This is a genomic window from Pseudomonas sp. HMSC065H01 (genome assembly GCF_001815235.1).
Lineage (GTDB): Bacteria > Pseudomonadota > Gammaproteobacteria > Pseudomonadales > Pseudomonadaceae > Pseudomonas > Pseudomonas aeruginosa.
The window spans coordinates 260,772-284,326 of sequence record NZ_KV819862.1 but is presented as its reverse complement, the minus strand read 5'-3'; the positions used below and the strand labels follow the sequence as shown (position 1 = coordinate 284,326).

At 67.2% G+C, this 23,555-nt stretch carries 25 protein-coding genes and 1 tRNA gene; 15 read left to right on the top strand and 11 right to left on the bottom strand.

Annotated elements, in window-relative coordinates; genetic code table 11:
• The first annotated feature begins 12 nt into the window (after positions 1-12).
• Together HMPREF3014_RS10810 and HMPREF3014_RS10805 are read left to right on the top strand one after the other, a co-directional pair.
• Positions 13-984 (top strand): LysR family transcriptional regulator, encoded by a 972-nt coding sequence (locus HMPREF3014_RS10810; protein WP_003106096.1) that lies wholly within the window; start codon positions 13-15, stop codon positions 982-984.
• A 90-nt stretch (positions 985-1,074) separates the two neighbouring features.
• Complete coding sequence (locus HMPREF3014_RS10805; protein WP_003106098.1) at positions 1,075-1,845, top strand: DODA-type extradiol aromatic ring-opening family dioxygenase; 771 nt, start codon at positions 1,075-1,077, stop codon at positions 1,843-1,845.
• A gap of 366 nt (positions 1,846-2,211) precedes the next feature.
• Here HMPREF3014_RS10805 and HMPREF3014_RS10800 read toward each other — a convergent pair whose 3' ends face one another.
• A complete protein-coding gene (locus tag HMPREF3014_RS10800; RefSeq protein ID WP_003119873.1) occupies positions 2,212-3,915 on the bottom strand; it encodes a DEAD/DEAH box helicase in 1,704 nt (567 codons plus the stop codon).
• Positions 3,916-4,225: 310 nt separating this feature from the next.
• Between HMPREF3014_RS10800 and HMPREF3014_RS10795 the strand changes: the two genes are divergently transcribed.
• Positions 4,226-5,017, top strand: coding sequence for a crotonase/enoyl-CoA hydratase family protein (locus tag HMPREF3014_RS10795; protein ID WP_003104155.1), 792 nt, complete (start codon positions 4,226-4,228; stop codon positions 5,015-5,017).
• Positions 5,018-5,042: 25 nt separating this feature from the next.
• Here HMPREF3014_RS10795 and HMPREF3014_RS10790 read toward each other — a convergent pair whose 3' ends face one another.
• Positions 5,043-5,792, bottom strand: coding sequence for a spermidine synthase (locus tag HMPREF3014_RS10790; RefSeq protein WP_003119872.1), 750 nt, complete (start codon positions 5,790-5,792; stop codon positions 5,043-5,045).
• 175 nt (positions 5,793-5,967) lie between these two features.
• Between HMPREF3014_RS10790 and HMPREF3014_RS10785 the strand changes: the two genes are divergently transcribed.
• Positions 5,968-7,314, top strand: a complete 1,347-nt coding sequence (locus HMPREF3014_RS10785) for a class II 3-deoxy-7-phosphoheptulonate synthase (protein ID WP_003104160.1) — start codon at positions 5,968-5,970, stop codon at positions 7,312-7,314.
• A 40-nt stretch (positions 7,315-7,354) separates the two neighbouring features.
• On the opposite strand, the gene HMPREF3014_RS10780 is transcribed toward HMPREF3014_RS10785, so the two are convergent.
• Positions 7,355-8,563, bottom strand: coding sequence for a winged helix-turn-helix domain-containing protein (locus tag HMPREF3014_RS10780; RefSeq protein WP_003114757.1), 1,209 nt, complete (start codon positions 8,561-8,563; stop codon positions 7,355-7,357).
• A gap of 82 nt (positions 8,564-8,645) precedes the next feature.
• Positions 8,646-8,879, bottom strand: coding sequence for a DUF1127 domain-containing protein (locus tag HMPREF3014_RS10775; RefSeq protein WP_003104163.1), 234 nt, complete (start codon positions 8,877-8,879; stop codon positions 8,646-8,648).
• Positions 8,880-8,975: 96 nt separating this feature from the next.
• Here HMPREF3014_RS10775 and HMPREF3014_RS10770 point away from each other — a divergent pair, with 96 nt between their 5' ends.
• Positions 8,976-9,830, top strand: a complete 855-nt coding sequence (locus HMPREF3014_RS10770) for a LysR substrate-binding domain-containing protein (RefSeq protein WP_003090936.1) — start codon at positions 8,976-8,978, stop codon at positions 9,828-9,830.
• A gap of 1 nt (position 9,831) precedes the next feature.
• Here HMPREF3014_RS10770 and HMPREF3014_RS10765 read toward each other — a convergent pair whose 3' ends face one another.
• Positions 9,832-10,581: a sulfite exporter TauE/SafE family protein gene (locus tag HMPREF3014_RS10765; protein ID WP_003114755.1), complete on the bottom strand. Its 750-nt coding sequence runs from the start codon at positions 10,579-10,581 to the stop codon at positions 9,832-9,834.
• A 100-nt stretch (positions 10,582-10,681) separates the two neighbouring features.
• Between HMPREF3014_RS10765 and HMPREF3014_RS10760 the strand changes: the two genes are divergently transcribed.
• From HMPREF3014_RS10760 to ohrR (HMPREF3014_RS10750), 3 genes are all read left to right on the top strand, one after another.
• The gene (locus HMPREF3014_RS10760) at positions 10,682-11,638 is read left to right on the top strand and encodes a LysR family transcriptional regulator (RefSeq protein WP_003104167.1); all 957 of its coding nucleotides are present in this window, start codon (positions 10,682-10,684) and stop codon (positions 11,636-11,638) included.
• Positions 11,639-11,723: 85 nt separating this feature from the next.
• Entirely contained in the window at positions 11,724-12,179 is a 456-nt protein-coding gene (gene ohrR / locus HMPREF3014_RS10755) for a hydroperoxide stress response transcriptional regulator OhrR (protein ID WP_003090940.1), read from the top strand.
• 144 nt (positions 12,180-12,323) lie between these two features.
• Positions 12,324-12,752 (top strand): organic hydroperoxide resistance protein OhrR, encoded by a 429-nt coding sequence (ohrR, locus tag HMPREF3014_RS10750; RefSeq protein WP_003104171.1) that lies wholly within the window; start codon positions 12,324-12,326, stop codon positions 12,750-12,752.
• Positions 12,753-12,839: 87 nt separating this feature from the next.
• Here the strand turns inward: ohrR (HMPREF3014_RS10750) and efp are convergent, their stop codons facing one another.
• Both efp and earP read right to left on the bottom strand, forming a co-directional pair.
• Positions 12,840-13,406 (bottom strand): elongation factor P, encoded by a 567-nt coding sequence (efp, locus tag HMPREF3014_RS10745; protein ID WP_003090942.1) that lies wholly within the window; start codon positions 13,404-13,406, stop codon positions 12,840-12,842.
• A 42-nt stretch (positions 13,407-13,448) separates the two neighbouring features.
• A complete protein-coding gene (gene earP, locus HMPREF3014_RS10740) occupies positions 13,449-14,579 on the bottom strand; it encodes an elongation factor P maturation arginine rhamnosyltransferase EarP (protein WP_012613924.1) in 1,131 nt (376 codons plus the stop codon).
• 155 nt (positions 14,580-14,734) lie between these two features.
• Between earP and HMPREF3014_RS10735 the strand changes: the two genes are divergently transcribed.
• Both HMPREF3014_RS10735 and oprI read left to right on the top strand, forming a co-directional pair.
• Positions 14,735-14,824: transfer RNA gene (locus tag HMPREF3014_RS10735), tRNA-Ser, on the top strand.
• A gap of 416 nt (positions 14,825-15,240) precedes the next feature.
• A complete protein-coding gene (oprI, locus tag HMPREF3014_RS10730; protein ID WP_003090944.1) occupies positions 15,241-15,492 on the top strand; it encodes an outer membrane lipoprotei OprI in 252 nt (83 codons plus the stop codon).
• A gap of 123 nt (positions 15,493-15,615) precedes the next feature.
• Here oprI and HMPREF3014_RS10725 read toward each other — a convergent pair whose 3' ends face one another.
• From HMPREF3014_RS10725 to tesA, 3 genes are all read right to left on the bottom strand, one after another.
• On the bottom strand, positions 15,616-16,587 hold the full coding sequence (locus HMPREF3014_RS10725) for a L,D-transpeptidase family protein (protein WP_003090946.1): 972 nt from the start codon (positions 16,585-16,587) through the stop codon (positions 15,616-15,618).
• A gap of 77 nt (positions 16,588-16,664) precedes the next feature.
• Positions 16,665-16,943: a hypothetical protein gene (locus tag HMPREF3014_RS10720; protein WP_003090947.1), complete on the bottom strand. Its 279-nt coding sequence runs from the start codon at positions 16,941-16,943 to the stop codon at positions 16,665-16,667.
• 55 nt (positions 16,944-16,998) lie between these two features.
• On the bottom strand, positions 16,999-17,604 hold the full coding sequence (gene tesA / locus HMPREF3014_RS10715) for an esterase TesA (protein WP_003119867.1): 606 nt from the start codon (positions 17,602-17,604) through the stop codon (positions 16,999-17,001).
• Between the two features lie 10 nt (positions 17,605-17,614).
• Here tesA and HMPREF3014_RS10710 point away from each other — a divergent pair, with 10 nt between their 5' ends.
• From HMPREF3014_RS10710 to greB, 3 genes are read left to right on the top strand one after another with little or no spacing between them, the layout of a single operon-like run.
• Positions 17,615-18,298, top strand: coding sequence for an ABC transporter ATP-binding protein (locus HMPREF3014_RS10710; RefSeq protein ID WP_023087190.1), 684 nt, complete (start codon positions 17,615-17,617; stop codon positions 18,296-18,298).
• Positions 18,299-18,306: 8 nt separating this feature from the next.
• Positions 18,307-20,799 carry an ABC transporter permease gene (locus HMPREF3014_RS10705; RefSeq protein ID WP_077150263.1) on the top strand — a complete coding sequence of 831 codons (2,493 nt, stop codon included), beginning with the start codon at positions 18,307-18,309 and terminating at the stop codon, positions 20,797-20,799.
• Between the two features lie 51 nt (positions 20,800-20,850).
• Positions 20,851-21,357 carry a transcription elongation factor GreB gene (gene greB, locus HMPREF3014_RS10700; protein ID WP_003090951.1) on the top strand — a complete coding sequence of 169 codons (507 nt, stop codon included), beginning with the start codon at positions 20,851-20,853 and terminating at the stop codon, positions 21,355-21,357.
• 12 nt (positions 21,358-21,369) lie between these two features.
• Here the strand turns inward: greB and HMPREF3014_RS10695 are convergent, their stop codons facing one another.
• Positions 21,370-21,687 carry a hypothetical protein gene (locus tag HMPREF3014_RS10695; RefSeq protein ID WP_003104187.1) on the bottom strand — a complete coding sequence of 106 codons (318 nt, stop codon included), beginning with the start codon at positions 21,685-21,687 and terminating at the stop codon, positions 21,370-21,372.
• Between the two features lie 176 nt (positions 21,688-21,863).
• Here HMPREF3014_RS10695 and thpR point away from each other — a divergent pair, with 176 nt between their 5' ends.
• Together thpR and lipA are read left to right on the top strand one after the other, a co-directional pair.
• Positions 21,864-22,412: an RNA 2',3'-cyclic phosphodiesterase gene (thpR, locus tag HMPREF3014_RS10690; RefSeq protein ID WP_023087188.1), complete on the top strand. Its 549-nt coding sequence runs from the start codon at positions 21,864-21,866 to the stop codon at positions 22,410-22,412.
• A gap of 195 nt (positions 22,413-22,607) precedes the next feature.
• Positions 22,608-23,543 carry a triacylglycerol lipase gene (gene lipA / locus HMPREF3014_RS10685; protein WP_003090955.1) on the top strand — a complete coding sequence of 312 codons (936 nt, stop codon included), beginning with the start codon at positions 22,608-22,610 and terminating at the stop codon, positions 23,541-23,543.
• The last annotated feature ends 12 nt before the right edge of the window (positions 23,544-23,555 follow it).

The following is a 23,555-nucleotide window of genomic DNA, read 5'->3' as shown; positions in this document are numbered from 1 at the left end:
AAGGAGTTGGAAATGGACCTGCTGCAAGGTATCCGGACCTTCGTCCGCGTGGTGGAGCACGGCAGCTTCACCCAGGCCGCCCAGGCGCTGGGGACCTCTCCGGCGACCGTTTCGCGCCAGGTCGCCGGGCTCGAACAGGCGCTCTCGGCGCGCCTGCTGCAACGCAATACGCGCAGCGTCGTGGTGACGGAAAGCGGTCTGCGCTACTACGAGCATTGCAAGCAGATCCTACGCACGGTCGCCGCCGCCGCGGCGGACGTCGAAGACAGCCAGTCCCACGCCAGCGGTCGCCTGCGCCTCCACGCGGTGACCGAACTGGGCCTCGAGCACCTGATGCCGCTACTGGTGGACTACCTGGACGGCCATCCGGACGTCTCCGTCGACCTCACGCTGGCCCAGGGCACCCCGGCCCTGCTCGAGGAAGGCCTGGACGTGCTGATCACCCTCGGCCGAACCTTGCCGGACTCGACCCTGGTCGCCCGCGATCTCGGCCAGGTGTTCAGCGTGGTCTGTGCCGCGCCGGAATACCTGGCACGGCATGGCGTGCCACGCACGCCGGAGGACCTGCTGCGGCATCGCTGCCTGAACGTGGCCGCGCCGTCCTGCCCGCAGGGCTGGGCCTTCGTCGGCGAACGCGGCGAAACGCTGCTCGATCTCGACGAGGCGCTCAAGGTCAACCTTCCCGAGGCCGCCTGCGCCGCCGCCGCGGCCGGGCTCGGCGTCTGCCTGCTGCCCGGCTTCGTCGCCGCCCGCGCGCTGCAGGAAGGCAGCCTGTTGCGGCTACTGCCGGGCCATCGACTGCATGTCCGCGAGGTGTTCGTGTTGTACTCCTCGAGGCGCTACCTGGACGCCAAGATCCGCACCTGGGTGGACTTCCTCAGGGAACGCCTGCCCCTGGCGTTCGAGCGTGACCGGGCGATCCTCGACGATCGGCGCTACTGGGCGGAAAGCCCAACCGGCGTAGCGCGCGAGACCGCGACCTAACGCCTGGGTCGATAGGTATCCTCAAAAACATATACTGGTTTTCGATTGATCGAGGGAGGAACATGGCTCATCCGAGTCACGAGGTGAATCATGCTACCGACTCTCTATATTTCCCACGGCTCACCGATGCTCGCCCTCGAACCGGGCGCCAGCGGCGTACAACTGCGCCGCCTGGCTACAGAGCTGCCGCGGCCGAAGGCGATCCTGGTGGTTTCCGCGCACTGGGAAAGCGACGACCTGCGGGTAACCGGCGCCGCGGTGCCGGATATCTGGCACGACTTCTACGGCTTTCCGCCGCCCCTCTACGCCGTGCGCTACCCGGCCAAAGGCGAGCCGGCGCTGGCACAGCGGACGATCGAACTGCTCCAGGCCGCCGGCCTGCCGGCCCAGGCCGACCCACAGCGACCATTCGACCACGGCACCTGGGTGCCGCTGAGCCTGATGTACCCGCAGGCGGACATCCCGGTGCTCCAGCTGTCCCTGCCGAGCCGCCTCGGTCCGGCCCTGCAGAGCCGCGTCGGCCAGGCCCTGCGCCAACTGCGCGGGGAAGGCGTGCTGCTGATCGGTTCCGGCAGCATCACCCACAACCTGGGCGAACTGGACTGGCGCGCCGGGCCGGAAGCCATCGCGCCCTGGGCGCGGGAGTTCCGTGACTGGATGGTGGAAAAGCTCCAGGCCGACGACGAGGCCGCGCTTCACGACTACCGCCGGCAGGCGCCCTGGGCGGCGCGCAACCACCCCAGCGACGAGCACCTGCTGCCACTGTTCTTCGCCCGCGGCGCGGGCGGCGGCGGGATGCGCGTCGAGCACAGCGGCTTTACCCTGGGCTCGTTGGGGATGGATATCTATCGCTTCGATTGACAGGGTTTCTCGGGGGACTGGCGGAGAGCATCGGCTTCCCGCCGCAAGCTGGGTGGACTCGGCTGGCAGCCAGGAAATCGCGAGCGACATAGTCCTGTAGCGCGAATAACGCCATAGGCGTTATCCGCGATGTCATGGATAGGCGGCGGATCAGGGCCTCGGTATGTGCAGGTCTGACATGCACGACGTGGTGCCTGCCCTGGCGGCTGGGCGAGTCCTTTGTTTCCTTTAGACGCTTGCCAGAGGGGCTCGCCCGGGGTGACGAAACGAGAAGCCGGGGCAGGCGCGAAAAACAGTCTGGCCAACAAACATCAAGCCCATGAAAAAGCCCCGCCGAAGCGGGGCTTTTGTTCATCGCGCTGGACCTCAGTCCTCGCGATAGCGGCGCAGGCGCAGGGCCTTGCCGGCGACGCGGGTGTCCTTGAGCTTGGTCAGCAGGCGCTCGAGATTGGCCTCGGGCAGCTCGATCAGGCTGAAGGTATCGCGAATCTGGATGCGACCGATGTCCTCGCGGGACAGGCCGCCCTCGTTGAGGATCGCGCCCAGCAGGTTCTTCGCCGCAACCCCGTCGCGCGCGCCGAGGGCAGTGCGGCAGCGGGCACGGCCTTCGCTCGGCGGCGCCATCGGACGACGCTCGCCGCTGCGCTCCGGACGCTCGCCGCGTTCGCCACGGTCGGCACGCTCGCGCGGTGCCGATGGGGTCAGCGGCTGTTCGCGGCGCACCGACTCCAGGTCCAGCGCCTTGCCGGCGGTCAGGCGTGCCAGCAATGCGGCGGCCAGGGTCTCGGCATCGCAGCCGAGGCGACGGCACAGCTCGTCGCGCACCGCGCCGCGCTGCTCGACGGCGCTGTCGAGCAAGGGCGTCAGGCTCGCGGCCAGGCGCGCCAGGCGGGCCTCCAGCACGGTCTCGGCATCCGGCAGGCGGACTTCGCCGACCTTCTGCCCGGTGACCCGCTCGATCACCTGCAGCATGCGCCGCTCGCGCGGAGTCACCAGCAACAGCGCGCGCCCTTCCCGGCCGGCACGGCCGGTACGGCCGATGCGGTGCACGTAGGACTCGGGGTCGTAGGGCATGTCGATGTTCAGCACGTGGGTGATGCGCGGTACGTCCAGGCCCCGGGCGGCAACGTCGGTGGCGATGACGATGTCCAGCGAACCGTCCTTCAGCGACTCGATGACCCGCTCGCGCTGGGCCTGCGGCATGTCGCCGTTGAGCGCGGCGGCGCGGTAGCCCTGGCGCTCGAGCAATTCGGCGTAGTCGAGGGTGGCCTGCTTGGTGCGGACGAAGGCGATCAGCGCGTCGAACTGCTCGACTTCCAGCAGACGCTGGATCGAACCGGCCTTCTGGTCGGCATGGACCATCAGGTGGACCTGCTCGATGCGCGCCACGGTCTGGGTCTTGGCGGCGATCTTGACGTGCTTGGGCTGCTTCAGGTGGCGCTCGGCGATGCCACGGATGGACGCCGGCAGGGTCGCCGAGAAGAGCACGGTCTGGCGCGATTCGGGAAGCGCCTCGAAGATCACTTCCAGGTCGTCCATGAAGCCGAGCTTGAGCATCTCGTCGGCTTCGTCGAGCACCAGGCGCTGGACGGTGGCCAGCAGCTTCTCGTCGCGGCGCAGGTGGTCGCACAGGCGGCCGGGGGTAGCGACGAGGATCTGTGCGCCCTGGCGCAGGGCCTTCAGCTGCGGCCCCATGGGCGCGCCGCCGTAGACGGCGACCACGCCGACGCCCGGCAATTGCTTGGAATAGGTTTCGCAGGCGGTGGCGACCTGCAGGGCCAGCTCGCGGGTCGGCACCAGCACCAGCATCTGCGGCTCGCGGCGGCTCGGGTCGATGCGCGACAGCAGCGGCAGGGCGAACGCGGCGGTCTTGCCGGTACCGGTCTGCGCCTGGCCGATCATGTCGTGGCCTTCGAGGATCAGCGGAATCGATTGAGCCTGGATAGGCGAAGGCTCTTCGTAGCCTACGGCGACGATTGCCGCGAGCACATTGGGGTGAATACCGAGCGCGGCGAAGCCGACGGTTTCCTGAGTCATGGGTTTGCCTCGTATACATCCGCAAAGACCCATGACCCATGGCTGCTCATGCCCTGTACGGCCGAAACGGCCACCCAGGCAGCTGGGGCGGGGATTTGCGAGATTGCTTTTGAATTAGAAGATTACGTAAAGGAAATCCGCAGAGCGGATACACAGCCAGAGCACAGCGCTCCGAAAAATGCAGGTCCTGAACGGGGTCAGTTTTGACCGGCGCGCATCATACCGGAATTTTGACGTTTGTGTGCGTTTTTTCCGACATGCGTCATCGGAGAGACTGACAATGGACATCCCGATTCCAGACGTCTATACCGACGTTGCCCGCCCCCCGCCAGGAAACCGCCGCATGAACGACACCCTCCCAGGACGCATCAGCCGCGAACGGCGCGGCCACCTGCTGCTGCTCGGCCTCGACCGCGTGGCCAAGCGCAACGCCTTCGACCTGCCGATGCTCGACGACCTGGTCGCCGCGCTCGGCGAATACGAGGCCGACGACCAGTTGCGCTGTGCCCTGCTCTTCGCCCACGGCGAGCATTTCACCGCCGGGCTGGACCTGGCCAATGTCGGCGAGACCTTCCGCCAGGGCTGGAAACTCCCCGAAGGCGCCGTCGATCCCTGGGGCACCTTCGGCGGCCGGCGTCCAAGCAAGCCGCTGGTGGTGGCCGTGCAAGGCTACTGCTACACCATCGGCATCGAACTGATGCTGGCGGCCGACATCAACCTCTGCGCCAGCAACGCGCGCTTCGCCCAGCTCGAAGTGCAGCGCGGAATCCTCCCGTTCGGTGGCGCGACACTGCGCATGCACCAGGTCGCCGGCTGGGGCAACGCCATGCGCTGGCTGCTCACCGGCGACGAATTCGACGCCCACGAAGCCTATCGTCTCGGCCTGGTGCAGGAAGTCACCGCCCCGGAGGACCTCCTCGACCACGCCATCGCCCTCGCCGAACGGGTCGCGGCCCAGGCGCCGCTGGGCGTGCGCGCCACCCTCGGCTCGGCGCGCCAGGCCCTGCTGGAAGGCGAAGCGGTCGCCGCCGCTGCGTTGCCGGAAGCCGCCAGGCGCCTGCTCGACAGCGAGGACGCCAAGGAAGGCCTGCGCGCTCTCCAGGAACGCCGCCCGGGACGCTTCGAAGGACGCTAGCCGGGCCCTTGTCCGCGCGCCCTGGCTACTGGGCCGGGCGCAGGCTGTCGATATAGCCCTGCAACGAATAGCCGAGTTGCGGCTCCAGCGCCGCGGCACGCGTCCGCAGGGCTTCCTGGTCGAGTTCGAGGGCCAGGTTCGCCGGCACCAGCATCACCACGTTGCCCTCGGCCACCGGACACTCCCAGTAATGATGGTGATAGCGCCCGCGCAGCAGCGGCGCGCCCAGCGGCTTGCCATCGGTGCCGCTCCACTGGTTGATCACCAGCCAGCCATCCTCGGCGAGGCGCTCCTGGCAGGCACCGAGGAAATTCCAGGCCAGGTGCGCGGCCGACGGGCCGGTATCGGTATAGAGGTCGAGGAAGATCAGGTCGGCCTCCGCGCATTCGCCCAGGCTCTCCAGTGCGTCGCCGATGCGCAATCGCAGGCGCGGGTCGTCGCGCAGCCCCAGATGCTCGCGGGCCAGGCGCGGAATCGCCGGGCGCAGCTCGATGGCCTCGGCCTCCTCCAGCGGCAGGTGGCGCAGGCAGGCCTGGGTCAGGCTGCCGGCGCCGAAACCGAGGAACAACGCGCGACGCGGTTGCGAATGGCAGAGCCCGCCGAGCAGCATGGCGCGGGTGTAGTCGTATTCCAGCCAGGCTGGATCGGGCATGAACACGCAGCTCTGCTCGACACCGTCGCCGAACTCGAGGAAGCGATAGTCGCCGGACTCGATGACCCGGATGACCCCGTATTCGTCGCGCTCCTCGACCAGCAGACGTTCTTCGCTCACCACTCACCTCCCCCCGCCGCTTCGCCGGCTATCGCCAGGCGCTCCGGCAAAAGCACCGCAGCATAGCAAAGCCGGCCCGACGATGGATTTCCGCTATTGCAACGATCGCTGGCGGCGCTGCGGCGAGCTGCTCTACCATGCCGCAATCCGCTTTCCCGAGCATTGCCAAGAGTCGTAGATGAGCCAGTCCTGGAGCCCCGAGAGCTGGAGGGCCAAGCCGATCCAGCAACAACCCGAGTACCCCGATGCCGCGCACCTGGCCAGGGTCGAGCAGACCCTCGCCGGATACCCGCCGCTGGTCTTCGCCGGCGAGGCTCGCGAGCTGCGCCGGCAGTTCGCCGAAGTCACCGCCGGACGCGCCTTCTTGCTCCAGGGCGGGGATTGCGCGGAAAGCTTCGCCGAATTTTCCGCGGCGAAGATCCGCGATACCTTCAAGGTACTGTTGCAGATGGCGGTGGTAATGACCTTCGCCGCCGGCTGCCCGGTAGTGAAGGTCGGGCGCATGGCCGGCCAGTTCGCCAAGCCGCGCTCCTCCGGCGACGAAACGCAGAACGGCGTGACCCTGCCCGCCTATCGCGGCGACATCGTCAACGGCATCGGCTTCGACGAGAAGAGCCGCGTGCCGGACCCGGAGCGCCTGTTGCAGGCCTACCACCAGTCCACCGCCAGCCTCAACCTGTTGCGCGCCTTCGCCCAGGGCGGCTTCGCCGACCTGCACCAGGTGCACCGCTGGAACCTCGATTTCATCGCCAACTCGGCGCTGGCCGAGCGCTACCAGCAACTCGCCGACCGCATCGACGAGACCCTCGCCTTCATGCGCGCCTGCGGCCTGGACAGTGCGCCGCAGCTCCGCGAAACCAGCTTCTTCACCGCCCACGAAGCGCTCCTGCTGAACTACGAGGAAGCCCTGACCCGCCGCGACAGCCTGACCGGCGAGTGGTACGACTGCTCGGCGCACATGCTCTGGATCGGCGACCGCACCCGCCAGATCGACGGCGCTCATGTCGAGATGCTGCGCGGCGTGGGCAATCCGATCGGGGTCAAGGTCGGGCCGAGCATGGACAGCGAGGAGCTGATCCGCCTGATCGATATTCTCAACCCGGACAACGATCCGGGCCGCCTCAACCTGATCGTGCGGATGGGTGCCGACAAGGTCGGCGACCACCTGCCGCGCCTGATCCAGGCCATCCAGCGCGAGGGCCGCCAGGTGCTGTGGAGTTCCGATCCTATGCACGGCAATACCATCAAGGCCTCCAGCGGCTACAAGACCCGCGACTTCGCCCGCGTGCTCGCCGAAGTCCGCCAGTTCTTCGAGGTGCACCAGGCCGAAGGCAGCTACGCCGGCGGCATCCACATCGAGATGACCGGGCAGAACGTCACCGAGTGCATCGGCGGTTCGCGACCGATCACCGAAGACGGCCTCAGCGACCGCTACCACACCCACTGCGACCCGCGGCTGAACGCCGACCAGTCGCTGGAGCTGGCCTTCCTGATCGCCGAAACCCTGAAGCAGGTGCGCCGCTGAGCGCGCCGCGGCCGCTCCCGCCGCCCGGCGGGAGCGCTCGCTAGAGCAGCACCCCGCGCAAGCGTACCGCCAACTCCCCGCGCCCCTCGATCGCCACCGTCGCCAGGCCCAGCCAGGCGGCCATGCTGCGCAGCTGCTCGGCCAGCTCGTGCAGGGCGGCATCGTCCATGCCGTTCGCCTCGGCATGCAACGCATGCACCACCAGGCGCTCGCGCGCCCGCTCGGCGCGGAGGTCGACGCGGCCGACCAGACGGCCGTTGTACAGGAATGGCAGCACGTAGTAGCCGTACACGCGTTTTTCCTTCGGCGTGTAGATCTCCAGGCGATAGCGGAAATCGAACAGGCGCTCGGCCCGCGCCCGCTCCCAGACCAACGAGTCGAAGGGCGAGAGCAAGGCACTGGCGCCTAGCCGCCGCGGCACCTGCGGTTCGCCGGGGCAGTAGGCCGGCTGGCTCCAGCCCTCGACCCGGACCGGCAGCAGCTCGCCAGCCTCCACCAGTTCGGCGAGGCGCGCGCGGCTCTGCGCCGGGCTCAGCCGATAGTAGTCGCGCAGGTCCTTTTCGGTGGCCACGCCCAGGGCGCTCGCCGCCATCCGCAACAGCTCGCGCTGGGCCTGTGCCTCCGAAAGCTCGGGGCGCGCCAGCAATTCCGCGGGAAACACCCGCTCCGGCAGGTCATAGAGCCGCTCGAAGCCGCGCCGTCCGGCCACCGTCAGCTCGCCGGCGGCGAACAGCCATTCCAGCGCATGCTTTTCCGCGCTCCAGTCCCACCAGGGACCGGCCCGCTCCTGCCGCGTGCTCAGGCTGCCGGCACCTAGCGCACCTTGCTCGCGCACCGCCTGCAACACCTGGCGGATCAGTGGCTGCTGTTCCCGGCCGAAACGTGCCAGTTGCTGGTAGATGCCCTGGCCGTCGGCGGCCTGGCGCATCCGCCAGCGCATCAACGGGTAGTGTTCCAGCGGCAGCAGCGAGGCCTCGTGCCCCCAGTATTCGAACAACTGGCGGTGACGGCCGACACTCCAGGCCGCCTCGTCGAGCAGCGTCATGGAGTAGGGACCGAGACGGGAAAACAGCGGCAGGTAGTGCGAGCGCACCAGCGCATTCACCGAATCGATCTGCAACAGGCCAAGGCGCGCGAGCATTTCGCGCAGATGCCGCCGCTGCACGCTGCGGCGCGTCCGCCGACCGTCGAAGCCCTGCGCGGCCAGGGCCAGGCGGCGGGCTTCGGCGAGGGAAAGCGAAAGACTCATGGAGCGCCCCAGTCGATGAAGGAGACTGCGAGTCTATCGCGCCTCCGCCGCCGTGCCAGCCTGGCGCGCCGCTGCGGTTCGCTCAATGCCGACGCAGCGGGTCGTCCCAGAAATGCCGCTCGCCCTCCTGGAAGATATCCGCCCGACTCAGGCCGAGGTCCTTCAGCGCTTCGTCGCTCATCCTCAGCAGTTCCCGGCGCTCGCGGGCCAACTGCAACCAGCGCCGCCAGCGACGCCACAACGACGGCGCAGCGGTCGAGGCGGGATGGGATGCAGCGTGGAAGTGACTGCCGAAATAATCCTGTTGACCTTTCATCGTCTTGCCCTCCGTTCGGGATAGGCACAGTGTCCCGCCAGGCATAGGATCAATCCAACGAATCATTCTTATGCAATGCATCTTGGAGATTGATGAATGAGCTACCAGCCCGGCATCGATACGGAATTGCTCCGCACCTTCGTCGCCATCGCCGAGCACGGTGGTTTCACCCGCGCCGCGGAGGCGGTGAATCGCACCCAGTCGGCGGTCAGCATGCAGATGAAGCGGCTCGAAGAGGACGTCCTGCAGCGCTCGCTGTTCGAGCGCGACGGAAGGCAGACCCGCCTCACCGCCGAAGGCCAGGTGCTGCTCGGCTATGCCCGGCGGATCCTCAAGCTGCACGGCGAGGTGTTCAACACCCTGCGCCGCCCGCACATGGTCGGCTCGGTGCGCATCGGCACCCCGGACGACTACGTGATGCGCTTCCTCCCGGCGATCCTGTCGCGCTTCGCCGAAGCCTATCCGCTGGTGCAGGTCGAGGTGCATTGCGACACCTCGCTCAACCTGCTGGCGCGCAACGACCTCGACCTGTCCATCGTCACCCGCGAGCCGGGCACCGAGATCGGCCAGTTGCTGCGCCAGGAGCCCTTCGTCTGGATGGCCGCCGAGGGCTTCTGCCCCCACGACCAGCGGCCGATCCCGCTGGCCATGTTCAACACCACCTGCTTTTGCCGGGCCTGGGCCTGCAACGCCCTGGAGGCGGCGGAACTGGACTACCGCATCGCCTACAGCAGCCCCAGCCTGTCGGCGCTGTTCGCGGTGGTCAGCGCCGGCCTCGCCGTGACCGTGCAACTGCGCAGCCTGCTCACCGGCAACCTGCGCATCCTCGACGAGAGCGAGGGCCTGCCCGCCCTGCCCTCGGCCAGCATCATGCTGATGCGCAACCCGCACAGCCAGTCACCGGTCACCGAGAAGCTCGCCGAATACATCGGCGAGGGCTTCCGTCTCTGACTCAACCGCGCACCAGCAGGAGCACCGCGCACAATGCGAGGAAGGCGCAGAAGGCCATGCGCAGGCTGCGCTCGGGCAAGGCGTGGGCCAGCCTCACGCCCCAGGAAATGCTCAGCAGGCCGCCCAGCGCCAGGGGGATCCCCATCCGCCAGTCGACATGGCCGTGCATGGCGTAGGTCCCCAGCGCCACCGCCGTGCTCGGCGCGGCCAGGGCCAGCGCGAGGCCCTGGGCGACGACCTGGGCGAGGCCGAACACCGAAGTCAGCACCGGTGTCGCCAGCACCCCGCCACCGACCCCGAAAAGCCCGCCGAGCGAGCCCGCGCCAAGGCCCAGCACGCCCATCCAGGGCAAACCGTAGCGCGGCGTCGCGCCGCCCTGCGGCGGGCGCCGGAACAGGCGCCAGAACATGTAGCCGGCCAGCGCCAGGAGGAAGATCACGAACGCTTCGCGCATCCGCGCCGCATCGATCCGCGCGGCCACGCTGGACGCCAGGAACGCGCAAAGCAGGCCGGTCAGGGCAAGGACTCCGGCCTGGCGCGGATCGATGCGGTTGCGCTGGTGGTAGCGCCACAACGCCAGCACCACGTTCGGTACCACCATCACCAGCGCGGTACCCTGCGCCAGTTGCTGGTCGAGACCGAAGATCACCCCCAGCGCCGGGATCGCCAGCAAGCCGCCGCCTATCCCGAACAGACCGCCCAGGCAACCGAGCACCATCCCCAGCAGGAAATCGAGAAATACATCCAGCATGTCAGCCCCTCTTTCGACGCCTCCATGCTAGGCAAGCGTGGCTGGATGGGAAACGCACAAGAAAGCACAATGGCTATGCCAATTACGCAAAGGCATGAGCATGTTGCCCGATACCCTCAGCGAACAGTTCGTTCTCTACCTCGATGTCCTCGATGGCGGCAGCTTCTCCGCCGCTGCGCGCAAGCACCCGCTCACCCCGTCCGCCGTGGCGCGCCGGATGGACGCCCTGGAACGCGCCGTCGGCAGCACTCTGCTGGTGCGCACCACCCATGCGGTGCGCGCTACTCCGGCCGGCCTGGCCTTCGCCGACCGCGCCCGGCGGATCGTCACCGAACTGCGCCTGGCCCGTGCCGAAGCGGTGTCCCTGAGCACCGCGCCGCAGGGCCTGATCCGTATCGATGCGCCGGTGCCCTTCGGCCGCCGCCACCTGGCCCCGGCGGTCGCCGACTTCCTCAAGGCCAACCCCGGCCTCGACGTGCAATTGCGCCTGATCGGCAGCTTCATCGACCTGCAGGGCGAACATCTCGGCGAGGTCGACCTGGTGTTGCGCGCCGGCCCGCTGCCCGACAGCCGCCTGGTGGCCACTTCGCTGGCGCCGATGGTGCGGGTGGTCTGCGCCAGCCCGGAGTACCTGCGCGAACATGGCGTTCCCGCATCCCCCGGCGAACTGCCGGAGCATGCCGGCATCGATTGGGACAACCTGTCGCCACCCTATGCCTGGCGCTTCCAGCACGACGGCAAGCTCCAGCACCTGCGGCCGAAACGGGCGCGGCTGGCCACCAATAACGCCGAAGCGATGGTCGACGCGGCGCTGGCCGGCCTCGGCATCGCCCACCTGCCGACCTGGTTGTGCAGCGAGTACCTGCTGCGCGGCGAACTGCAGGCGCTGTTCTGCGACGACGGCTTGCCCGCCGCCGAGCCCACCTGCATCTATGCCCTGCGCCTGGAACGCGAAGCCAGTTCGCGAACCCGTCTGCTGCTGGCTTTCCTCCGCGAGCGCTTCGGCTTTCCGCCGCCCTGGGACCAGGCCCTGCAGCAGCGTCTCGGCGAGCGCTGAGGACACCACCCGGCGGGAAACCTGGAAAGCCAATAGCCACTACGCTAAATTCATGCACAGTGCCCTACTTACTTGGAAGACAGCCATGTCCCGACTGCCCACCACCCCTTGCGAGCAGCTCAAGCTGGACAACCAGCTGTGCTTCGCCCTGTATTCCACCTCGCTGCAGATGACCAAGGTCTACAAGCCCCTGCTGCAAGCGCTCGGCCTCACCTATCCGCAGTACATCGCCATGCTGGTGCTGTGGGAACGCGACGGCCTGACCGTGGGCGAAATCAGCGCACGCATGCTTACCGACCCGGGATCGCTCACGCCTCTGCTCAAGCGCCTGGAGGGCGAAGGTCTGATTACCCGCACTCGCAGCAGCGAAGACGAGCGGGTAGTCCTGCTGCGCCTGACCGACAAGGGCCGCGCCCTGCAGCGACAGGCCGAGAGCATTCCCGCCTGCATCCTGGAGAGTACCGGCCTCGACTTGCCACAACTGGTCGCCCTAAAGGATGAGCTGCTGGCCCTGCGCGGTAACCTGCAAGCACCGGATTGAGGGGCTTATACCTACCTGTCTGGTTTTTATCGCCAAATCTTCCAACGATTTATCTTGCGCACAAAATAACATGACGATAAATTTCACTTCACGCACTTACTTAGCGCGCAAGAACTTAACGTACAAATCAGACAGGTGACTCTCATGCAAACCATCAAGGCTCTCTACACCGCAACCGCAACCGCCACCGGAGGCCGTGACGGCCGTGCGGTATCCTCGGACGGCGTGCTCGACGTGAAACTCAGCACTCCGCGCGAACTGGGCGGCCAGGGCGGCGCGGCCACCAACCCGGAACAACTGTTCGCCGCCGGCTACTCCGCCTGCTTCATCGGAGCCCTGAAGTTCGTTGCCGGCCAGCGCAAGCAGACCCTTCCCGCCGACGCCTCGATAACCGGCAAGGTCGGCATCGGCCAGATTCCCGGCGGCTTCGGCCTGGAGGTCGAACTGCACATCAACCTGCCGGGCCTGGAGCGCGAAGCCGCCGAAGCGCTGGTAGCCGCCGCCCACCAGGTCTGCCCCTACTCCAACGCTACCCGCGGCAATATCGACGTACGCCTGAACGTGTCGGTCTGAAGCTTCCGACTCTCCGCGCCGCGGCGGCGGACAGCGGAAACGAAAAAGCCCGGCGAATGCCGGGCTTTTTCTCGTCGCACGAAAGGATCAGGCCTTGACGCGGGACTTGTACTCGCCGGTGCGGGTATCGATCTCGATCGAGTCGCCGATTTCGCAGAACGCGGAAACCTGCAGCTCGGCGCCGTTGTTCAGGCGCGCGGTCTTCATCACCTTGCCCGAGGTGTCGCCGCGGACGGCCGGCTCGGTGTAGGCGATCTGGCGAACGATGGTGGTCGGCAGCTCTACCGAGATCACCTTGTCGTTGTAGAACACGGCTTCGCAGATGTCGGTCATGCCGTCTTCGATGAAGGTCAGCACGCCTTCCAGATCGTCTTTCTCGATCTCGTACTGGTTGAACTCGCTGTCCATGAAGACGTACAGCGGGTCGGCGAAGTAGGAGTAGGTCACTTCCTTGCGATCGAGGATGATCGGCTCCAGCTTGTCGTCGGCCTTGAACACGGTCTCGGTACCGGCGCCGGTCAGCAGGTTCTTCAGCTTCATCTTGACGACGGCAGCGTTACGGCCGGACTTGTTGAACTCGGCCTTCTGGATGACCCAGGGAGCGCCATTGATGTTGGCAACCTGGCCGGCGCGGAACTCTTGAGCGGTTTTCATACGAATATCCGATGGATGAAAGACAAAAAATCAGGCCGCGTATCATAGCCAATCTGCGTAAAATTGCACCAGCCTTGCCGCAAGATCCGGACGCATGCCCTGTTCGTCGGCCCAGCGCTGCGCTTCCCGACGCCACTCGGGCAGTTGCCTCTCCAGCCCCTCCCAGGCCCCGGCAAGTCCACCGCCGGCGTTCCACGCCAGCCAGAAGGTGCGCAGGTTTTCCGCCAGGTCGGCGGGCAGGCCGGCGCAATAGAGTTCGAGGAATGCCTCGAGCTTCGCCAGGTGCGCCTCCTCTTCCTGTCTATAGATGTGCCAGAGCAGCGGCCGTCCCGCCCACTGCGCGCGAACGAAGGAATCCTCGCCGCGCACCGCGTTCAGGTCGCAGCACCACAACAGGCGATCGTAGTCGTCCTGCGCCATGAACGGCAGCACCTGGACCCGCAACGCGTCGCGCACGTGGACGTCCCCGACGGCCAGGGTAGCCACCCGCAGCCAATCGGCGACATCCGCCAGCACCCGCCCTTCCGGCACCAGCAGCAGGCTCGGCTGGCGGGCGTCGCGCAGTTGTTCCAGCCAGCCAGGCAGCGCCGGGTTTTCGTAGGCAAACAGCGAAATCAGTCGCTCGCCAACCTTCCGCCGCACGCCGAGGGAGGCGAGAAACTCATCCTGCTCCGAGACGGAGGCCTGGAAACGGCGCCGACGTTCCAGCAGGCCGGCCTCGCGCAACAGGCCGCCACTGGGCTCGCGGAACCCGGGAAAGAAGAAGTACTTGGAAAGCCCGCACGCCTGCAGCGACGGCAATGCGTGGCAACTGCCGATCCATTCCTCGGCACTCAGGTACTCCAGGTTCAGCCACAGGGACGGCCGCTTGCGCTCGCGCATGGCCTGCCGGTGCGCCTCCGGCAGTTCGCAGGCGAAGGCCTCTATCACCACATCGGCGGCCGCCACCGGTGCCCACGGTCGGCCCCAGGCACGCACTTCGACCCCATCCAGGCACTGCACGTGCGCCGCCGGGTCCGCCCGCGGACAGATCCGGGCGAAGGCCTGCGGCTCGTCCACCCACAGGCGCACGGCCTGACCGTGCTCGGCGGCCAGTTGGCGAGCCAGGCGCCAGGTGACGCCGATGTCGCCATAGTTGTCGACCACGCTACAGAAAATGTCCCAGCTCGCCATCCGCCTCTCCTCTTCGTGCCCGGCAGTCTACCAAGGCACCCCGCGGACTTTCCTCCGACGACCTAAGCCGATGAAAAAGTTAAAAAAATATTTGCCAAGCGGGAAATGTTCGAGTAAATTGCGCGCCTCGACAGACACGGCGCTGTCGAGAACCTGGTGAGGTGTCCGAGTGGTTGAAGGAGCACGCCTGGAAAGTGTGTATACGGGAAACCGTATCGAGGGTTCGAATCCCTCCCTCACCGCCAGATCGCAAGAAGGCCCGGCTAATCAAGTTAGCCGGGCCTTTTTCATTTCCGCACCAATACTTACGGCATTTCCGGCAACATGCTGGCAACTTAGTTGTTACTTGCCACTCCCCGCCAAGTCGATAAGCGCCAGCCACTCCGGCGGAACATTCTCGACAACCCGGCAGCCCTCATCCCCCGCCTCTTGCAGCAACTCTACCCAAGGTCCGGGAAATTGCTTACTTGCGCCGCACGCTGGATATTTTTTGAACAAACGACACTCCAACTACTGCTAAAGTCGGGGGGACTAAAAAAAAAGTTGCTCGGCTTGCGCTTGGTCAGTTTACTTACTACAAGTAATGGGTAGTATGTAGCCGGCTAATTTCCCCGGCTGGGGAGATTGCTGTTATGGAAATGTCCACCTTAAGGGGAACACGATGAACAACGTTCTGAAATTCTCTGCTCTGGCTCTGGCTGCTGTTCTGGCCACCGGTTGCAGCAGCCACTCCAAAGAAACCGAAGCTCGTCTGACCGCTACCGAAGACGCAGCTGCTCGTGCTCAGGCTCGCGCTGACGAAGCCTATCGCAAGGCTGACGAAGCTCTGGGCGCTGCTCAGAAAGCTCAGCAGACCGCTGACGAGGCTAACGAGCGTGCCCTGCGCATGCTGGAAAAAGCCAGCCGCAAGTAATAGGTCTCACGACCTGTTGAAAACCGGTCCCTCGGGGCCGGTTTTTTTATGCCTGCGTTTCGCCGGGCATGAAAAAACCCGCGTCCCTTGCGGGTACGCGGGCCTCTGCCTCGACGCTCTCCGTCAGGGCGTAAGCTGGGTAGGATCGCTATCCACCGTCGCGGTCATCGCCGGCGCCGATTCCTGGGCGATTTCCACCGGCACGCCATCCTCCGAGGCCACCACTTCGCGGACCACGTCCCAGTTCAACTGGATACGCTTGGCCAGGTCGTCGCGCTTGAGCAGGGTGTTGATCACCGCGGTGTGCTTGTCCACCACCGACGGGTCGCCATGGTCGTTCAGCGGCGTATGCGCCTCCAGGTAGACCTTGCCGTTGCTCACGCCGAACTTGTAGGGCTCGTTGATGATACGCACGCTGGTGCCGACGCTGATCATCGAGAACAGGTGGGTCACGTCGGCGTTGTACATGCGGAAGCAGCCATGGCTGGTGCGGGTGCCGATGCCGAACTTCTTGTTCGAACCATGGATCAGGTAGCCCGGCACGCCCAGGGTCAGCTTGTACGGCCCCAGCGGATTGTCCGGGCCCGGCGGCACCACGGTCGGCAGCGGATCGCCATCGGCGGCGTGCTCGGCGCGGATCGAGGCCGGCGGATACCAGGCCGGGTCCTTGGTCTTGGCGGTGATGCGGGTGTTCGCGATCGGCGAACCCCAGCCCTCGCGGCCGATGCCCAGCGGATAGGTGTGCACCACGTTCTGCCCTTTCGGGTAGTAGTACAGGCGGTATTCGGCCAGGTTGATCACCACGCCTTCGCGCGGGCCAGGCGGCAGCACGAAGCGGGTAGGGATGATCACCTCGGTGCCGACGCCCGGCAGCCAGGGATCGACACCGGGGTTGGCGGCGACCATTTCGCTGTAGCCCAGGTTGTACTGCTCGCCGAGGTCGGCGAAAGTGTCCTCGTACTTGGCCTTGATCACCTGGACCTGGCCGACGACGTCCTCGCCCGGAGGCGGGAGCTGCAGTTCCAGGGCCGATGCGGAGCCGGCCGAAAGCAGCGCGGCGAAAGACAGTGAGACAACGGGTACGCGCGACAACATTCCGGAGAATCCTTGGCGAGTGCGATGAAGGAGTAGGAAAGACAGTGTAACACCCCGCCAGGTTTCACCGGGAGGGCTCAGACCAACCAGGACAGGCGCTCCCCGCGCTTTTCCGCCTCCAGTTGTTTCCGGCAATCGGGACACAGCAGCCGGTCGCGCAGACGCGCCCGTTCCAGCGGCTGCCAGCGCGGCTGGGCCGGCAGCAGCTTGCCACAAAGCGTGCGGTCCGCCGGGGTATCCAGCTCCAGCTGACGCGCCACCACATGCACCCGGACCTCGCGACAGGCGAACAGGTCCAGCTGATCGTCGGGCTCGATCAGTTGATAGGCGTAGAGGGTCCAGGCGGGACGCGGCATGGGGGGCTCCTGAGGGGTGCGCAACCTTAGCCGAAAGCGGTTTCCCGGGGAAGTCTCAAAGCAGCGGTTTCAGCGTCGGCCAGACATTTTCCAGGAGCCTCGGCTGGGCGGCGAGCGCCGGATGGATGCCATCCGCCTGCATCATCCCCTGGACCCCGCCGACCCCTTCGAGGAAAAACGGCACCAGGGCGGTCTTTTCCTGCGCCGCGACCGCGCCGTAGACCTTGGAAAAGGCCTCGATGTAGCGCGGGCCGTAGTTCGGCGGCAACTGGATACCCAGCAGCAGCACCTTCGCCCCTTCCGCCCGGGCCTTTTGCGCCATGCTGGCAAGATTCTGTTGCAATTGCGCCGGCGCCATTCCGCGCAGCCCGTCGTTGCCTCCCAGCTCGATCACCACCAGCGCCGGCTTCTCCTCGGCAAGCAGCGCCGGCAGGCGCGCCAGGCCACCCGCGGAGGTGTCGCCGCTGATCGAGGCGTTCACCACCCGGTAGTCGTAACCTTCGTCGGCGAGGCGCTTCTGCAACAGGGCGACCCAGCCCTGGCTGGTATCCAGTCCCAAAGCGGCGCTGATACTATCGCCCACGACCAACAGCGTCTGCGCCGCGGCCTGCTGGGTCAGCAGGACCAGGGCCAGGCAGCCGCTCAACAGCAATGCACGCATCGGAACCTCCATGAGCGCCAGCATTCTCAACGCGCAGAACCTTAGCAAGGTTGTCGGTAGCGCGGAAGGCAAGTTGACCATCCTCCACGACCTCTCCCTCGACCTCGCCCGCGGCGACAGCCTGGCGATCATCGGCAGCTCCGGCTCCGGCAAGTCGACCCTGCTCGGCCTGCTCGCCGGGCTCGACCAGCCCAGCGGCGGCGAGGTCCGTCTCGCCGGGCACGCCCTCGGCGACCTCGACGAGGACCAGCGGGCGCGCGTCCGCGCGGCCCATGTAGGCTTCGTATTCCAGTCGTTCCAGTTGCTCGACAGCCTCGATGCGCTGGAGAACGTGATGCTGCCCCTGGAGCTGGAAGGCCGCGCCGACGCTCGCCAGCGCGCCAGAGAACTGCTCGAGCGAGTCGGCCTCGGCCAACGCCTGGGCCACTATCCGCGCCAGCTCTCCGGCGGCGAGCAGCAACGGGTCGCCATTGCCCGTGCCTTCGCGGCGGAGCCGGACGTGCTGTTCGCCGACGAACCCACCGGCAACCTCGACAGCGCCACCGGCGAGCGGATCAGCGACCTGCTCTTCGAACTCAACCGCGAACGCGGTACCACCCTGGTCCTGGTTACCCACGACGAGCGTCTGGCGCATCGCTGCCGGCGCCTGATCCGTCTGGAAAGCGGTCGCCTGATCGACCGGGTCGAACCCTGATGAAGCCGGTGCCCCTCTCCCGCCTGCTGAGCCTCGCCGGTCGCCAATTGTTCCGCGAGTCGCGCAGCGGCGAGCTGCGCGTGCTGTTCTTCGCCCTGCTGATCGCGGTCGCCTCGAGCACCGCCATCGGCTATTTCAGCGCCCGCCTGAACGGCGCCATGCTCGCCCGCGCCGCCGAGTTCCTCGGCGCCGACCTGGTGCTCAACGGTACCCAGCCGGCAAGCGCCGAACAGATCGAACGCGGCACCCGTCTGGGCCTGCGCCACGCCGACAGCGTCGAGTTTTCCAGCGTGATCGCCACCGACCAGGGCATCCAGCTCAGCAGCATCAAGGCGGTCGGCGACCGCTACCCCCTGCGCGGCCAGCTCAAGAGCGCTGCCGCGCCGTTCGCCGCCGAGCAGGCCGGCGGTCGTCCGCAGGCGGGCGAGGTATGGGTCGAATCGCGCCTGCTGGTCAGCCTCGACCTGAAGGTCGGCGACAGCATCGAGATCGGCCGCAAGCCGCTGCGCATCGCGCGCATCCTTACCTACGAGCCGGACCGCGCCGGCGACTTCTACAGCCTGACGCCCCGCGCCATGATGAGCCTGGCCGACCTCGATGCCACCGGGGTGGTCCAGCCGGGCAGCCGGGTGCGCTACCGCGATCTGTGGGAAGGCCCGCCGGAAGCCCTCCAGGCCTATCGCCAGCAGGTCAAGGGCAGCCTCGCCGCCAACCAGCGCCTGCAGGATGCCCGCGACGGCAACCGCCAGGTGGGCGATGCCCTCGGCCGTGCCGAGCGCTACCTGAACCTGGCCAGCCTGGCCGCGGTGCTGCTCGCCGGCGTCGCCGTGGCGCTGTCCGCCGCCCGTTTCGCTGCACGGCGCTACGACGCCAGCGCGCTGCTGCGCTGCCTCGGTCTGTCGCGCAGCGAAACCCTGCTCCTCTACGCGCTGCAACTGTTGCTGCTGGGCCTGCTCGCCAGCGCCATCGGCGCCCTGCTCGGCTGGTTGGCACAGCTCGGCCTGTTCCGCCTGCTCGCCACGCTGCTGCCGCCGGACGTACCAGCCGGCGGCCTGTTCCCCGCCTTCGCCGGGATCGCCACCGGCCTGGTAGCGCTGGCCGGCTTCGCCCTGCCGCCGCTGGCAGCCCTGGGCCGGGTACCGCCGTTGCGGGTCCTGCGCAGCGACCTGCTGCCGGTGCCGATGCGCACCTGGATGGCCTACGCCTGCGCCCTGCTCGCCCTGGGCCTGATCATGTGGCGGTTGAGTCTCGACCTGAAGCTGACCCTCGCCCTGCTCGGCGGCGGCCTGGTCGCCACGCTGGTGCTCGGCGCCCTCCTGCTGCTCGGCCTGAACGGCCTGCGCCGGGCACTGGCGCGTGCCAGCCTGCCATGGCGGCTGGGACTCGGCCAGCTGTTGCGGCACCCGCTGGCCGCCGCCGGACAGAGCCTGGCCTTCAGCCTGATCCTGCTGGCCATGGCCCTGATCGCCCTGCTTCGCGGCGAACTGCTGGATACCTGGCAGGCCCAGTTGCCGCCGGACGCCCCCAACCATTTCGCCCTGAACATCCTGCCGACGGAAAAGGACGCCTTCGAACGTCGCGTGCAAAAGCTCTCCCCCGGCGCCGAGCCGCTGTTCCCCATGGTTCCCGGGCGCCTGGTAGCGGTGAACGGCAAGCCGGCCCAGGCGCTCGACGAAGACGTGCGCAGCGAGCGTGCCCTGCAGCGCGACCTCGGCCTGACCTGGTCGGAGCGACTGCCCTCCGGCAACCAGCTCACCGCCGGACGCTGGTGGAGCGCGCCGCAGCCGGGGGCCCTGCCGGGCGTGTCGGTGGAAGAGAAGCTGGCCGCCAACCTGCGTATCCAGGTCGGCGACCGGCTCACCTTCAGCGTCGCCGGGCAGAATCGCGAGGTCCAGGTCCAGAGCCTGCGCAAGGTGAAGTGGGACAATTTCCAGCCGAACTTCTTCATGGTCTTCCAGCCCGGCACCCTGACCGACCTGCCGGTGACCTACCTGACCAGCTTCTACCTGCCGGCCAGCCAGGAACGCGACCTGATCGAACTGGCCCGCGCCTTCCCCACCGTCACCCTGCTGCCGGTAGACGCCCTGCTGAGCCAGCTGCGGAGCATCCTCGACCAGGTCACCCTGGCCGTGGAGTACGTGCTGGTGTTCGTTCTCGCGGCGGGCTTCGTGGTGCTCTTCGCCGGTCTCCAGGCGACCCTCGACGAGCGCGTGCGCCAGGGTGCCTTGCTGCGCGCGCTGGGTGCCGAGCGCGAGTTGCTGCAACGTACCCGGCGGGTCGAGTTCGCCCTGCTCGGCGCAGTCAGCGGCCTGCTCGCGGCGCTCGGCTGCGAGGCGGTCAGCCTGCTGCTCTACCGACTGGTCTTCGACCTGCCGTGGCAAGCGCATCCCTGGTTGCTCGCGCTGCCTCTGGTGGGCGCCGTGCTGGTAGGCGGCGCCGGCCTGCAGGGCACCCGTCGCGCCCTCAACAGCAGCCCGCTGCGGGTCCTGCGCGAGGGCTGATCGGATACACTGGCAGGCTTTCATCCGTTCATTTGTGGAACCACCCTAACCATGAGTCGCTATCGTCCACCGCGCACCGCCGGCACCCCGCTGATCACTCCGGAGGGCGCCGCGCGGTTACGCGCAGAGCTGCATGAACTCTGGCACGTGCGCCGTCCCCAGGTGACCCAGGCGGTCAGCGAAGCCGCCGCCCTCGGCGATCGCTCGGAAAACGCCGAATACATCTACGGCAAGAAGATGCTGCGCGAGATCGACAGCCGCGTGCGCTTCCTGCGCAAGCGCCTGGAGAACCTGAAAGTGGTCGGCGAGCGGCCGGCGGATCCGAACCGGGTGTACTTCGGCGCCTGGGTGACCCTGGAAGACGAAGACGGCGAGCAGGCCCGCTATCGCATCGTCGGCCCCGACGAACTGGACCTGCGCAACAACCAGATCAGCATCGACTCGCCGCTCGCCCGCGCACTGGTCGGCAAGGAGCTGGACGCCGAGGTGCTGGTGCGCACCCCGGCCGGGGAAAAGCTCTGGTTCGTCGTCGAGATCGAGTATCCGCCGGCGCCCTGAGAGGCCACGCGCTCAGCGCAGGATGCGGCGGGTGATCAGGCCCTGGCGGGCGACCCGGATCAGTTGCCGGACCACCAGGTCCAGGTCTTCCGCCTCGGGGGCCTGGACCACGGCGAAGTCGAACGCGTCGCTGGGGAAGCGCGCCAGGTCCTTGCCGTCCTGGGCGAACTGGATAAGGAAGGTACGCGAACCGTTCCAGCGCTTCGGCCAGCCTTCGAGGTAACGGACGAGGGTCGGCTGGTGCGGGCCGCTGAGGAGAATCCTCGGGTTCCGCCGGACCAGGCCGGTGGTGATGGGTGCCAGGCGCAATTGCGTGCTGGGACAGGTCATGACGTCATGTCTCCGCCTCTTCGGTCCCGCTGGACAGCGGTGAGAGGCAACACCGAGCCAGCGCTTTAGCGGTATTTCGGCTGCTGCCGGGCGCCCCGCAAGTTGCTGTTTAAATCGGCGCACGCGCATCCTAGAAAAGCCGCATGGAGACTGTCAAGAAACACGCGGAGGCGCCCATGCCCGATCGCTTTCTTCGCCTGTTCTTCGCCCTGCCCTGCCCACCTCCCCTCGCCGAGCGGATCGGCCGGTGGCGCGATGACCGGCCACTGCCCGGACGCCAGGTGGCGACGGCGAACCTGCACCTGACCCTGGCCTTCCTCGGGCAGGTCTCGTCCGCTCGGCTCGAGGCCCTGCTGGACATGGCCGCGGCCATCGAGGCCGCGCCCTTCGACCTGTGTCTCGACCGTCTGCTGCGCTGGAGGAACGGCATCCTGCTGCTGGCCCCCAGCCAACCGCCCGGCGCCCTCCTGCGTCTGCGCCGCGCCCTGCGCTCCGGCCTTGCCGAACTGGAGCTGCCCGTGGAAACCCGCCCATTCAGCGCCCATCTGACCCTGGCTCGCGATGCCGCGCCGCTGGAGGACGTCCCGCCACCCCCAACCTTCGTATGGCAGGTCGACCATTTCAGCCTGTTTTGCTCGCAAAACGACGCCGCGGGCGTGCGCTACCGCACACTCGCTCGCTGGGCGTTGTGCGGGGAAGATTCAAACGAGCGTTTCGCGCCGTAACAACCCGCCTCTTCCGCTCTGCCACGCAGGTTATGACCGGCCGCCAGGAAGCCGCGGATTTCCTGGCCTGGAGGAAAAAAGCCGAAGCTGGCACGGTTCCTGCGCAAGGGACAGCGAAGCGGTTCTCCCGGAAGGATTCGGGCGATGGCTGGCAGGACGCGCCCCTCGGCCCCATCAACCTGAGATGAGAACAACATGAAGAAGAAGTCTCTGCTCCCCCTCGGCCTGGCCATCGGCCTCGCCTCTCTCGCTGCCAGCCCTCTGATCCAGGCCAGCACCTACACCCAGACCAAATACCCCATCGTGCTGGCCCACGGCATGCTCGGCTTCGACAACATCCTCGGGGTCGACTACTGGTTCGGCATTCCCAGCGCCTTGCGCCGTGACGGTGCCCAGGTCTACGTCACCGAAGTCAGCCAGTTGGACACCTCGGAAGTCCGCGGCGAGCAGTTGCTGCAACAGGTGGAGGAAATCGTCGCCCTCAGCGGCCAGCCCAAGGTCAACCTGATCGGCCACAGCCACGGCGGGCCGACCATCCGCTACGTCGCCGCCGTACGTCCCGACCTGATCGCTTCCGCCACCAGCGTCGGCGCCCCGCACAAGGGTTCGGACACCGCCGACTTCCTGCGCCAGATCCCACCGGGTTCGGCCGGCGAGGCAGTCCTCTCCGGGCTGGTCAACAGCCTCGGCGCGCTGATCAGCTTCCTTTCCAGCGGCAGCACCGGTACGCAGAATTCACTGGGCTCGCTGGAGTCGCTGAACAGCGAGGGTGCCGCGCGCTTCAACGCCAAGTACCCGCAGGGCATCCCCACCTCGGCCTGCGGCGAAGGCGCCTACAAGGTCAACGGCGTGAGCTATTACTCCTGGAGCGGTTCCTCGCCGCTGACCAACTTCCTCGATCCGAGCGACGCCTTCCTCGGCGCCTCGTCGCTGACCTTCAAGAACGGCACCGCCAACGACGGCCTGGTCGGCACCTGCAGTTCACACCTGGGCATGGTGATCCGCGACAACTACCGGATGAACCACCTGGACGAGGTGAACCAGGTCTTCGGCCTCACCAGCCTGTTCGAGACCAGCCCGGTCAGCGTCTACCGCCAGCACGCCAACCGCCTGAAGAACGCCAGCCTGTAGGACCCCGGCCGG